The following is a 12,230-nucleotide window of genomic DNA, read 5'->3' on the forward strand; positions in this document are numbered from 1 at the left end:
GGTGTTCCCCATGGATCTCACGCTAGGAGCGGTCCGGGCCCTGATCGTGGTACCGCGGGCGACTCCTCGGGCCGCTGTGGTGGTACCGCGGTACCACTACAGCGGCTCGGTCACGGAGGTCGGCGTGACGCCCTCGCCGGTGATCTCGATCCGCTGCACGTCAGGAGCTCAGGGCGGCGTCGACCGCGGCGGCGGCGTGCAGGCGGGTGGAGGCGAAGACCGGCACGTCGCTGTCGGACTGGTCGACCAGCAGCTCGATCTCGGTGCAGCCGTAGATGACGCCGTCCGCGCCCGCGGACACCAGCCGGCGGATCACCCCGCGGTAGGCCGCGCGGGACTCCGGGCGGACCACGCCGAGGCACAGCTCGCCGTAGATGATGTCGTTGACCAGGCGCTGGTCCTGCGCGTTCGGCACCAGCACGCGCAGGCCGTGCGCGGCCAGCCGGTCGGCCAGGAACGGCTCCGCCATGGTGAACCGGGTGCCGAGCAGCCCGACCGTGGTCACGCCCGCGGCCAGCGCGGCCGTGGCCGTGGCATCCGCGATGTGCAGCAGTGGGATGTCCACCCGGGCCTGGATCTCCGCCGCGACCTTGTGCATGGTGTTCGTGCACAGCACCAGCGTCTCCGCGCCACCGGCCTCCAGCGACCGGGCGGCCAGGACCAGCTCGGCCGCGGCGTCGTCCCACCGGCCGTCCGCCTGCATCCGCTCGATCGTCGCGAAGTCCACCGAGTAGAGCAGGCACCGCGCCGAGTGCAGCCCACCGAGCCGCTCCGCCGTCATCTCGTTGATCAGCCGGTAGTACTCGGCCGTCGACTGCCAGCTCATCCCGCCGATAAGACCGATCAAACGCATACACCGAGGGTACGCGGCCGCAGCGGGCGCTCGGCGGCCCTGGTCCGCCGCTCCGGAGCGGTACGACCGCGAAAACGTGCAGGCAGGAGCGCCGGCGACGACCGGTGCCCGCGGGAGCACTGGGAATCGGCCACGCCGGAAGTGGGAAGAAAGGCTTTGTGGTCCTGTTTTCTCGTGGCCCTGTAGATGACGGTTCTGGTCCAGGCGTCCCGCCCGCACCGGGACGCCTGGACCGTTCGGAGGGCCTGTGGTTACAGGCCGGAGCGGCGGCGGTGGCGGCGGGGGCGCAGCGGGGCTGCGATGCCGCCGGGGCGCTGGCTGCCGGTGCGCTGGGCCGGGATGCGCGGTGTGGCGGCCGGAAGGACCGCGGGCAGGACCAGGTCGGGGTCGGCCGCGAGGATGCGGCGGTGGGCGGCCTGGAGGCCGGCGCCGGGGTCGATGCCGAGTTCGTCCGCGAGCAGGAGGCGTACGTCCTGGTAGACGGCGAGTGCGTCGGCCTGGCGGCCGGCCTGGTAGAGCGCGAGCATGAGCAGCTCGTGCACGCGTTCGCGGAGCGGGTGCTCGTCGGCGAGGGTCATCAGCTCCGGGATCGCCTCGTCGCCGTGGCCGAGTTCGACGTCGGCCGAGAGCAGGTCGATGCGGGCGGCCAGCATCTGCTGTTCGAGGCGGGTGCGCTGGGCGTCGGCGTACGGGCCGCCGGCGCCGGCGAGCGGGCGGCCCCGGTGCAGCGCGACGGCCGCGCGCAGCGACTCGGCGGCCGCGGCCACGTCACCGTGGCGGCGGGCCTCGCGGGCGTCCGCCACGTGGTCGTGGAAAACGGTTACATCGGTGACCGAACGATCGACCGGAAGCGCGTACCCGCCGCCGATGGAGACGATCGTGGCGGCGTCACGCAGCAGCGTGCGCAGCCGCGACAGGTAGGTGCGCACCGTGTTGATCGCGCTGCGTGGCGGCTCGTCCCCCCAGACGGCCGCGACGAGCTCGTCGACGGTGACCATGGAACCCTCGCGCAGCAGCAGGGCGGCCAGCACCGTCCGCTGCTGCGGCGAGCCGAGCGGCAGCTCGGTGGCACCGTCCCAGGCCCTGACCGGCCCGAGCAGCGCGAAACGTATCCCCCCAGATGACATGTCTTCGAATCCCCCCACAACGTTCTTCAAGAGCTGTCGTCCACCGGTAGTCCGGTGGACGATATGAACGGTAGGGGGATGTACAGGTCAACCACTGAGCAAAAACTGAACGCGCCGGTCAGCGGCCTGATCATGGGGTCGTCATGCGATCGTCGATCGGGCGGTGGTGGTTTGAGGGTCATGACCACCCCGGCCGCACCGGTCCGCCCCGCCGACGTCCTGTCGGCAGTCCTCGCCAACGACTCGCACGCCGTGGCGTTGCGGTACGGCGATCGCAGCTGGACCTGGCGCGCGTTCACGGCCCGGGTCCGGGCCGCCGCCGGCATGCTCGACGGGCTGGGCGTGCTGCCCGGCGACCGGGTGGCGCACCTGGCCGGCAACGGCCCGGCCACGCTGGAGATCGCGCTGGCGTGCGCCTGGATCGGCGCGGTCTACGTGCCGATCAACGGCCGGGCCACCGAGGGCCAGGCGGCGTACATCGTGGACGACTCGTCCGCGCCGGTGCTGCTGGCCGGTGACGGGCGGGCGGAGCGGATGTCCCGGGTCCGGGTGCTGATGCCGCACCTGCGCGAGCTGGTCGACATGGAGCGCAGCTACGAGCTGCTGCTCGCGGACGCGCCGACCGTCACCCGCCGGGTCGAGGTCACCGGCGAGGCGCCGTTCTGCCAGCTCTACGCGTCCGGCCGGGACGGTTTCCCGCGCGGCGCGGTGCTCACCCACGCGGCGATGGCCTCGGTCTGTGACGCGCTCGCGGACGCGATCGGGCTGACGCCGTCCGGGGTGAGCCTGGTGGTGACGCCGATGTTCCGGGTGGCGGCGCTGTCGCAGGCGCTGATGGCGGCCCGGCACGGCGCGGAGACCGTGATCATGCCGGAGGTGACCGCGGCCGCGGTGCTGGACGCGATCGAGTCGCGCCGGGTGACGCACACGTTCGTGCCGCCGACGCTGCTGGCCGCGATGGCCGCGGAGCCGGGCGCGGCCGACCGGGATCTGACCAGCGTGGTGAACCTGGCGTACGGTGCCGCGCCGATGCCGCCGTCGATGATCCGCGCGGTCGGGTCCGTGCTGCACGCGAACCTGCTGCAGGTCTACGGCATCACGGAGGCGGCCGGTGCGACGACCGTGCTGGTCGCGGCCGATCACGCGGACGACGTGCGGGTGGCGTCCGCGGGCCGGCCGCTGCCGGGCGTACGGCTGCGGATCAGCGACCCGGACTCCGGTGACGGGATCCCGGACGGCGTGGTCGGCGAGGTGCAGGTGTCGACGGCGCGCGCGATGACGTCGTACTGGCGGCAGCCGGAGGAGACCGCGGCGGTGCGGACGCCGGACGGCTGGCTGCGCACCGGCGACCGCGGCTACCTGGACGCGGACGGATACCTCTACCTGGTCGGCCGGCTCACCGCCCGGTGATCCGGAGCGGTCCTACGAGAGCGGGAGCGGCAGCAGCGCGCGGAGCCGGTCCGCGGCCGGGTGGTAGACGCCGTCGAGCCGGGCCAGCGCCTGCGCGCGGCAGTGCGCGGCCGCGCCCTCGTGTCCGAGGCGGCCGTGGCAGCCGGCCAGCCGGGCCAGCAGCTCCACCGTGATCCACTCGTCGTTGCGCCCGAGCGACAGTGCCTTCTCGTAGGCCGCGACCGCGCCGTCGAGGTCACCGGCGTGCTCGCGCATCCGGCCGATCTGCTGCCAGCCGTTCTGCACCTGCAACCAGTTCTCGATGCTCTCGTGCACCGCGATCCCGCCCGCCCGTTCCGCGACCGCCGCCTCCACGTCGCCGGTGCGGTGCAGCACGCGCAGCGCGGTCAGCCGGTAGGTGAACCCGATCAGGTCACGGGCGTGCCGGAAACGCCCGGGCGGCCCGTACCGGTCGATCTCGGCGAGCAGTACGCGCATCTCGTCCGCGTACCCGGCGGCCCGCTCGATACTGTCGCCGTCCGGCCACGCGTCGCGTTCGGTGAGCGTGGTGCCCATGCCGCCGAGCCCGATCGCGATCCGGATCGGGTCGCCGGCCTCCCGGCCGACGTCCGCGGTCAGCGACCACTCCCGGTGCGCCGCGTCGTGGTCGCCGGCCCGGTGGTAGCAGTTGCCGAGCACGTTGTGCAGGTAGCCGCGCCACCACACGTCACCGCGCCGGCGGGCCGCGGCCAGCGCGATCCGGGCGAACGGGATCGCCTCGTCCCACCGTCCGAGGTGGTCGAGCAGGAAGCCGTTCATGCCCCAGCAGAGCAGCCAGACGTACTCGTCGAGCCGGGCCCGGTCGGCCGCGTCCACTGCGGCGCGCAGGTTCTCCCACTCGGCGTCGAACCACGCGACCGCGTCCGGCACGTCCGCCGGCGTGAACGGTACGACGCCGTCCGCGGGCGTGCCCGGGTCGAGCTGCCGCCGGTACGGGTTGGTCAGCCGCGCACCCGCGATCACCGAGTGCAGGTAGTGGTCGAGGATGCGGGTCAGCGGGTCGTTCCCGGAAGCGGAGGGTGAGAGCTCCGCCGCGTACGCCCGGACCAGGTCGTGTGCGGTGTACCGGCCGGGGCGGGGTTCGCTGAGCAGTTGCGCGTCGGTCAGCTCGACGAGCAGGCCGAGCGTCTCCGAGGAGGTGCGGCCGGCCGCGCTGATCGCGGTCGCGAGCGCCACGTCCGGACCGGGGTGCCGGCCGAGCCGCCGGAACAGTTCGGCCGCGTCCGCGCCGAGCCGCCGATACGACCAGGAGAAGACGGTACGCACGTCCCGGCCGACGTTGACGGCGGAGAACGCGTCCAGCCCGTCCCGGCGGCGAAGCTCGGACGCGACCGTGGCCAGGGTGTACGCCGGGCTGCGCTCGGCCCAGGCCGCGCAGATCGCCAGCGCCAGCGGCAGACCGCCGCACACCCGGATGATCTCCGAGGCCGCCCGCGGCTCCGCGTCCACCCGCGCGGCGCCGAGCCGGGAGCGCAGGTAGCCGAGCGCGTCCGCGTCCCGGAACACGTCCAGCCCGACCGACCGCGCGTCCTCGTCGACGGAGAGCCCGCCGAGGTAGCTGCGGCTGGTGACCAGCACCGCGCAGCCGGCCGTGCCCGGCAGCAGCGGCCGCACCTGGTCGTCGTCGCGCGCGTTGTCCAGCAGCACCAGCACCCGCCGGCCGGACAGCACGCTGCGGTAGAGCGCGGCCAGGCTGTCGAGCGTGGACGGCTGATTGGCGCGTGGCACGCCGAGCGCCTCCAGGAAGCCGTGCAGCGCCTCGGCCGGCGCCAGCGGCACGCCGCTCGGCGCGAACCCGCGCAGGTCCACGTAGAGCTGCCCGTCCGGGAAACGCGACGCGGCCCGGTGCGCCCAGTGCAGCGCGAGGCTGGTCTTGCCGACGCCGCCGAGGCCGCCGACCAGCACCAGCGGGCGGGGCCCGGCGATCGCGTCGAGCCGGGCCAGCTCCGCGGTCCGGCCGGTGAACGTGGCCGGGGGCGCGGGCAGCTGCGCGGGTCTGGTGAACGAGGGAGCGGTCACGTCGCGGTGCGCGTCGCGCAGCAGCGGGCCGGGTTCCACACCCAGATCGCCGACCAGCCGCTCGCGCGCGGCACGGTAGTGGTCGAGCGCGTCGGTGGTGCGCCCGGCTGCGGCCAGCGTGCGCAGCAGCCGGGCCTGTAGGCCCTCGTCGTACGGGTGCCAGCCGGACGCGCGGTCCAGCACCGGGGCGAGCACGGCACCGCGCCCGGCGTCCAGCGCGGCGTCCGCGGCCTCGGCCAGCACGGTCGCGTGCTCGCGGTTGAGTTCGGCGAAGACCGGATGGGCCGGCAGCCCGGTTCCGGCCGGCGCGGTCCACAGCCCGAGCCCGGCCGCGTACGCGTCGACCGCGGCCTCGGCCCGCCCGGCCGCGGCCAGCTCGCGGGCCCGGTTCAGGAACGTGCGGTAGCGGCGCAGGTCGGAGTCGACGTCCAGGCGGTACCCGGCGGCGGTCCGGGCGATCGGGCCGGCCACCCGGCGCAGCCGGCTCACGTACTGCTGCACGGTCGCGGCCGCGGCCTGCGGCGGCTCGCCGGACCAGAGCACGTCGGAGATCACGCTCGTCGCCACCGGCTCACCCGCGGCCGCGAGCAGCACGGCCAGCAGCACCCGCTGCTGCGGCGAGCCCAGGTCCAGGCCGGCGCCGTCGCGCAGCCCGCGGACCGGGCCGAGCACCTCGAACCACACCGGCACGCGGACTCAGCCCTCGGCCGCTTCGTAGGCGTCCAGTCGCGCGCGTAGCTGGTCGGCGTAGGCGTGGTAGACGCCGTCGGCGAGCCGCCGGGCGCGGGCGCGCAGCCGGGACGCGGCCGCCCGATCGCCGAGCCGGGCGTGGCAGGCCGCGAGCGACACCAGCACCTCGGTGCCGCTCCACTGCCAGCGCTGCATCAGGGCCAGGCCCCGCTCGTACGCCTCGATCGCGTCCGCGTCCTGGCCGACGTGCTGGTAGACGCGGCCGAGCAGCTCCCAGCCCCAGCCCTCGCGCGCCCAGTTGCCGACGCCGCGGTGCATCTCGATGCCGCGGCGCAGCTCGGCCGCGGCCGCCTCCACGTCGCCGGTGCGGTGCAGGATCCGCAGCGCGAAGAACTCGGCGCAGATGCCGAGCAGTTCACGGGCGCGCATCGTGTACGAGTCGGTCGCGCCGGGCGGCGCCTCCCGGTCCAGGTGCCCGCACAGCGCCACCGCCTCGTCCGCGAACGCGGCGGCCCGCTCGATCTCCTCGCCGGTCGGCCAGCGCCCGTTGTCGGTCAGCGTGCTCGCCATGCCGGCCAGGCCGATCCCGGTCCGGACCGGGTCGTCCGCCTCCCGGCCGGCCTTCACCGCGAGCGACCACTGCCGGTACGCCTCCGCGTAGTCGCCGAACCGGTGGTGGCAGATGCCGAGCGCGTTGTGCAGGTAGCCGCGCCACCACAGCGAGTTCTGCCGCTCGGCCGCGGCCAGCGCGCGCCGGGCCGCCGGGATCACCTCGTCCCACCGGCCGAGCTGATCCATCAGGTAGCCGTTCAGACCCCAGGCGAAGTACCACAGGTACGGGTCGAGGCCGTGCTGCTCGGCCGCGTCCATCGCGGCCGAGATGTTCTCCCGCTCCTCATCGAACCAGGCGAGCGCCTCGTCGGTGTCGCGCGGCCGGAACGGGCGCACGCCCTCGGCGGTCCCGCCGGTGTCGATCGGCGTGCGCAGCGGGTTGACCAGCTGCGCGCCGGCCAGCAGCGAGTGCAGGTAGTGGTCGAGCGTGCGGCGCAGCGTCTCCTGCCGTTCGGCCGGCTCGCCCAGCTCGGCCGCGTACGCCCGGACCAGGTCGTGCGCGCCGTACCGGCCGGGCCGCAGCTCGGAGATCAGGTGCGCGTCGGCCAGCTCGGCCAGCAGTGTCAGCGTCTCCGGCGTGCCCCGGCCGGCGATGCTGGCCACGGTGCCGAGCGCGACGTCGCCGCCCGGGTGCAGGCCGAGCCGGCGGAACAGCTCCGCGGCACCGGCCGTGAGCCGGCGGTAGGACCAGGAGAAGACCGCGCGCACGTCCCGGCCGGTGGCGACGCCGGCGAACGCGTCCAGCCCGGCCCGCCGCCGGATCTCGGCCGCGACCGTGCCGAGCGTGAACGCCGGGCTGCGCTCGGTCCACGCGGCGCAGATCGCCAGCGCGAGCGGCAGCCCGCCGCACACCTCGATGATCTCGGCGGCCGCCTCCGGCTCCGCGTCCACCCGCTCCTTGCCGAGCCGGGACCGCAGGTAGCGGTAGGCGTCCGCGTCGCTGAACACGTCCAGGCCGACCGAGCGCGCGCCCTCGTCGACCGCGAGCCCGCCGAGGTAGCTGCGGCTGGTCACCACGACCGCGCAGCCGGCCGTGCCGGGCAGCAGCGGCCGGACCTGCTCGTCGTCGCGTGCGTTGTCCAGCACCACCAGGATCTTCCGGCCGGCCAGCACGCTGCGGTAGAGCGCGGACAGGCCGTCGAGCGTGGCCGGCTGGTTGGACCGGGGCACGCCGAGCGCCTCCAGGAAGCCGTGCAGCGCCTCGACCGGGGACAGCGGCGGGTTGCGCGGCGCGAAACCGCGCAGGTCCACGTAGAGCTGGCCGTCCGGGTAGTCGGACATCACCCGGTGCGCCCAGCGCAGCGCGAGCGCGGTCTTGCCGACGCCGCCCAGTCCGCCCACCACGACCAGCGGCATCGCGCCCTCGGCGAGCGAGTCGAGGCGGTCCAGCTCGACGTCGCGGCCGGAGAACGAGCCGAGGTCCGCGGGCAGTTGCGCCGGCCGTACCGCCTCGGGCTTCTTCTCGGCCACGGGCCCGGGGGCCGGAGCCTCCTCGGCCAGCAGCGACCGGTGCGCGGACTGCAGCAGCGGGCCGGGCTCGATGCCCAGCTCGCCGACCAGCCGGTCGCGGACCTCGCGGTAGCGGCGCAGCCCGTCCGCGCGGCGGCCGGCCGCGGCCAGCGCGCGCAGCAGCTGGGCGTGCACGCCCTCGTCGAACGGGTGCCAGACCGCGGCCCGGTCCAGCGCCGGCACCAGGGCGGCGCCGTAACCGCAGGACAGCGCGTCGTCGGCCGCCTCGACCAGCGTGGTGACGTGCTCGCGGTCGAGCCCGGTGAAGACCGGGTGGCCGCGCGCCTCCGGCGGCAGGTTCGCCGCGGACGGGCCGGTCCAGAGCGCGAACGCCTCCCGGAACATCGCGCCGGCCGCGGCCTTGTCCGCGCCGTAGAGCGCGCGGGCGTCCCGGATCAGCGCGCGCCAGCGCAGCAGGTCGACCTGGTCGTCGTCGGCGGCCAGCTGGTAGCCGCCGGGGGTGCGCCGCAGCAGCCCGCCGCTGTCCCGGGCCGGCCGGGCCGGCTCGATGATCTTGCGGAGGCGGCTGACGTACTGCTGGACCGTGGCGGCCGCGGCCGTGGGTGGCGCGTCACCCCAGAGCACGTCCAGGATCGTGGTCATGCCGACCGGCTCGCCGGCCGCGGCCAGCAGCACCGCGAGCAGCGTGCGCTGCTGTGGCGGGCCGAGCTCCAGCTCCACGTCGTCCCGGCGGCCCCGCACCGGGCCGAGCACCTGCAACCACATCCGCGTATCCGTCTCAGGCACCGGGCGCCGGGGCCGTGGCAAGGAGCGCGTCGGCGGCGGCGGTGCGCAGCCACGCCACCGCGTCGCCGTCGCTCCAGTGCAGGTCGTCGACGAGCGTGAACAGCGAGGAGTACCCGAAGTAGAACCAGAGCAGCGCGTCCGCGTGCGGCACGTCCATGCCGGGGCGCAGCGCGCCGAGCCGGGACAGGCGCTTCGCGGCCAGCAGCAGACCGGAGCGGTATCGTTCGGTCGCCTCGGCCAGCGACGCGGCCGCGTCCGGCTCGTGCGGAGCGGTGGCCATGATGACGCGCAGCACGTCGCCCCACTCGCGGCGCATGTCGAGCGTGGTGTCCGCGACCAGGTCGAGGATCAGGCCGGCGTCGTCGGCCCGGTCGATCAGCTCCAGGTTCGCGGTGACCGCGGGCGCGGCCGCGCAGAAGCGCATCAGCGAGCGCAGCAGCCCGGCCTTGCCACCGGCCACGGCGTAGACGGTCGCGGGCGAGACGCGGGCGGCGCGGGCCACCTCCTCGACCTTGACCGCGAAGTAGCCCCGCTCGCGGAACAGGCGCCGGGCGGCCTCGAGGATCGAGCGGTGGGTGGCGGCCGTATACCCAGCGCGACGGCTGCGCCGCGCTGGTCCCGCCTGGGTGGTGCTCATAACGGGCGAGTCTAGGTCGGTTCACTGGAGACCGGCTCCAGCGAAGGTCTGGTATATCGATTTCTGTCGCCTATCCGGCTTGCGCTCGCGACGAGCGGTACCGATACGCACGGTGACCGGTCGTCCGGTGCTGATCTTCCCGCCTGCGCAAACACCGTCGCGACGTCATCAGTCCGTCAACTCCGATGCGATCTTCTCAGCTGGAAGCGAAAGATTCATGAGGGAGCTCCTGTGACCACCGCAACGCGCACCGTCGATGACCTGACCGGGCCCCGGCCGCTGCCGATCGTCGGGAACCTGGTGCAGATGCGCACCGACCGTGACGGGCATCGCGCGTACGACCGGTGGGCGCGCGAATACGGCCCCACGTACCTGCTGCGATTCGGGAAGCTGCCGATCGTGGTCACCGGCGACGGGCCGATCGTCGAGGCGGTGCTGCGCGACCGGCCGGACGGCTTCACCCGTACCCGCGTGGGCCCGGTTCTCGAAGGTCTGGGTGTGCACGGCGTGTTCAGCGCCGAGGGCGCGCGATGGCGGCGGCTGCGGAAGATGGCCGCGCAGAGCCTGAACGCGGCCTACCTGCGGGAGTACTTCACCACGATCACCCGATCCAGCGGCCGGCTGCGGGCCCGGTGGGCGCACGCGGCCGGCGAGAACCGGCCGGTCGACGTGCTCGACGACATGATGCGCTTCACGCTCGAGGTGACCACCGCGCTGGCGATCGGCCACGACCTCGACGCGTTCGCCGGCGACACCGGCCTGCACCGCCGCCTGGCCGAACTGTTCCCGGAGATCGGCCGCCGCCTCTACGCCCCCGTTCCGCTGCACAACTGGATCACGCTCCCCCGCGACCGCCGCCGCGCGCGGGTGATGCGCGAGGTCGACGCGCTGGTCCGGTCGTCCTACCGGCAGGCGAAGGACCGGATGGCCACCGGCGCGAAACCACGCACGTTCCTGGAGGCGCTGGTCGCGCCGCTCGCCGGGGAGGCCGAGTTCAGCCACGGCGAACTGTTCGGCAACGTGCTCACCATGCTGCTCGCCGGCCAGGACACCACCTCCTCGGCCGCCGCGTGGACGCTGCACCATCTCGCCCGACACCCCGAGGCCCAGCAGCGGGTACGCGAGGAGGCCACGGCCGCGTTCGGGCCGGACGGCACGCCCGCCGACCCGGGTGCGCTGCGCGCGCTGCCGTTCACCGACGCGGTCATCCAGGAGACGATGCGGCTGCGGCCGGTCGCGCCGGTGATGGGCTTCCGGCCGACGCGCGACACCGTGCTCCCCGGCAGCGGCTACGACCTGCGGCTGCCCGCCGGCCAGTCGATCCTGCTGCTGCTCTCGCACGGCGCCCGCGCGGTCGACGCGCCGGACGAGTTCCGCCCGGACCGCTGGCTCGGCGACAACCCGCCCGCGCCCGCGCCGCTGCACCCGTTCGGCGCCGGGCCGCGCTTCTGCCCCGGCCGCAACCTGGCACTGCTGGAGACGGCGCTGGTCGCCGGCCTGCTCTGCCGGGACTTCCAACTCACCCCGGACGGCGGCCCGGTCGGCGAGAGACTCGCGTTCACCGCGTTCCCGACCGACCTGCGGCTCCGCCTCACCCCGCTGCGCTGATCACTGACCTTTCGGCGTCCGGGTGAACCCGCCGGCGATCCGTGATCCAGAAGGCCGCCGGTGGTGACCCTGACGCCGGAGATCAGTGGACGAGGCTCTGGGTGCCGAGGACGATGGCGAGCGCGAGCCGCTCCGCGTCCTCGGTGCCCGGCTCGGCCGTGTAGACCATGATCCGCAGGTCGTCCTGCGCCACCACCAGCGTGTCGCAGTCCAGCGTGATCCGGCCGGCCGCGGGATGGTCGATGGTCTTCCGCCGGGACGGCGCCTGCGCGGGCGCGTCCGCCTCCCACAGCTCCGCGAACCCGGGGCAGCCACGCAGTCGCTCCACCAGCCGGGCCAGCGCGCGATCCGCCGGATACCGCGACACGGTCGACCGCAGGTCCGCGACCAGCCCCGCCTCCAGGCCGGCCCGCTCCCGCGGGGTGTGCACCACCCGGGTGTTACGGCCGGTCAGGTTGCGCCAGATCGCGTTGCGCTCCAGGCCGTGCCACGCCGTCGTATCGCCCATCAGCGCGTCGTAGGGCGCGTTCGCCAGCACCAGCGTCCAACTCGCGTCGTAGACCACGACCGGCGTGTGCGAGAACCGGTCCAGCAGCCGCTGCACGCTCGGCGGCACCCGGGACGGCACCACGTCCGGCCCCGGCGCCGCGTGCCCGGCCAGCCGGTAGAGCATGTCCCGCTCGGCGTCGTCGATCCGCAGCGCGCGGGCCAGCGCCTCCACCACCTGCGCGGACGGCGCGGTCGCCCGGCCCTGCTCCAGCCGGGTCAGGTAGTCCGCGGAGATCCCGGCCAGCGCGGCCAGCTCCTCCCGGCGCAGCCCGGCCGCCCGCCGCCGGCGCCCGACCGGCACGCCGGCCGCCTCCGGTGCGACCCGGTCCCGCCAGCGCCGCAGCGTCGACCCGAACTCCCACGACTCCATGCGCTCCAGTCTGCGCGCGGGCCGCCCGGTTGTCCTGGCCCCCCGAGTCCTACGACAACG

At 74.8% G+C, this 12,230-nt stretch carries 8 protein-coding genes; 2 read left to right on the plus strand and 6 right to left on the minus strand.

What is annotated here, in order from left to right:
• Positions 1–160: 160 nt before the first annotated feature.
• Both J2S43_RS17325 and J2S43_RS17330 read right to left on the minus strand, forming a co-directional pair.
• Positions 161–853 (minus strand): aspartate/glutamate racemase family protein, encoded by a 693-nt coding sequence (locus J2S43_RS17325; protein WP_306830408.1) that lies wholly within the window; start codon positions 851–853, stop codon positions 161–163.
• Between the two features lie 251 nt (positions 854–1,104).
• On the minus strand, positions 1,105–1,980 hold the full coding sequence (locus J2S43_RS17330; protein ID WP_306830410.1) for an AfsR/SARP family transcriptional regulator: 876 nt from the start codon (positions 1,978–1,980) through the stop codon (positions 1,105–1,107).
• A 180-nt stretch (positions 1,981–2,160) separates the two neighbouring features.
• Between J2S43_RS17330 and J2S43_RS17335 the strand changes: the two genes are divergently transcribed.
• Positions 2,161–3,390 (plus strand): AMP-binding protein, encoded by a 1,230-nt coding sequence (locus J2S43_RS17335; RefSeq protein WP_306830411.1) that lies wholly within the window; start codon positions 2,161–2,163, stop codon positions 3,388–3,390.
• 12 nt (positions 3,391–3,402) lie between these two features.
• On the opposite strand, the gene J2S43_RS17340 is transcribed toward J2S43_RS17335, so the two are convergent.
• The 3 genes from J2S43_RS17340 to J2S43_RS17350 are packed head-to-tail and all read right to left on the minus strand — an operon-like array spanning position 3,403 to position 9,643.
• On the minus strand, positions 3,403–6,138 hold the full coding sequence (locus tag J2S43_RS17340) for an AfsR/SARP family transcriptional regulator (protein WP_306830413.1): 2,736 nt from the start codon (positions 6,136–6,138) through the stop codon (positions 3,403–3,405).
• Positions 6,139–6,144: 6 nt separating this feature from the next.
• Positions 6,145–8,985 (minus strand): AfsR/SARP family transcriptional regulator, encoded by a 2,841-nt coding sequence (locus tag J2S43_RS17345; protein ID WP_306830415.1) that lies wholly within the window; start codon positions 8,983–8,985, stop codon positions 6,145–6,147.
• A 13-nt stretch (positions 8,986–8,998) separates the two neighbouring features.
• Positions 8,999–9,643, minus strand: coding sequence for a TetR/AcrR family transcriptional regulator (locus J2S43_RS17350; RefSeq protein ID WP_306830417.1), 645 nt, complete (start codon positions 9,641–9,643; stop codon positions 8,999–9,001).
• Between the two features lie 231 nt (positions 9,644–9,874).
• Between J2S43_RS17350 and J2S43_RS17355 the strand changes: the two genes are divergently transcribed.
• Positions 9,875–11,251: a cytochrome P450 gene (locus J2S43_RS17355; RefSeq protein WP_306830419.1), complete on the plus strand. Its 1,377-nt coding sequence runs from the start codon at positions 9,875–9,877 to the stop codon at positions 11,249–11,251.
• Between the two features lie 82 nt (positions 11,252–11,333).
• Here the strand turns inward: J2S43_RS17355 and J2S43_RS17360 are convergent, their stop codons facing one another.
• The gene (locus J2S43_RS17360) at positions 11,334–12,170 is read right to left on the minus strand and encodes a helix-turn-helix transcriptional regulator (RefSeq protein WP_306830421.1); all 837 of its coding nucleotides are present in this window, start codon (positions 12,168–12,170) and stop codon (positions 11,334–11,336) included.
• Between the last annotated feature and the right edge of the window lie 60 nt (positions 12,171–12,230).

Origin of the sequence: Catenuloplanes nepalensis (genome assembly GCF_030811575.1) — a bacterium.
GTDB classification, from domain to species: domain Bacteria; phylum Actinomycetota; class Actinomycetes; order Mycobacteriales; family Micromonosporaceae; genus Catenuloplanes; species Catenuloplanes nepalensis.

What these genes read in the sequence shown, in the direction of transcription:
- J2S43_RS17325 (WP_306830408.1), bottom strand. Translation starts at nt 853, where the DNA reads ATGCGTTTGATCGGTCTTATCGGCGGGATGAGCTGGCAGTCGACGGCC.
- J2S43_RS17330 (WP_306830410.1), bottom strand. Translation starts at nt 1,980, where the DNA reads ATGTCATCTGGGGGGATACGTTTCGCGCTGCTCGGGCCGGTCAGGGCC.
- J2S43_RS17335 (WP_306830411.1), top strand. Translation starts at nt 2,161, where the DNA reads ATGACCACCCCGGCCGCACCGGTCCGCCCCGCCGACGTCCTGTCGGCA.
- J2S43_RS17345 (WP_306830415.1), bottom strand. Translation starts at nt 8,985, where the DNA reads ATGTGGTTGCAGGTGCTCGGCCCGGTGCGGGGCCGCCGGGACGACGTG.
- J2S43_RS17350 (WP_306830417.1), bottom strand. Translation starts at nt 9,643, where the DNA reads ATGAGCACCACCCAGGCGGGACCAGCGCGGCGCAGCCGTCGCGCTGGG.
- J2S43_RS17360 (WP_306830421.1), bottom strand. Translation starts at nt 12,170, where the DNA reads ATGGAGTCGTGGGAGTTCGGGTCGACGCTGCGGCGCTGGCGGGACCGG.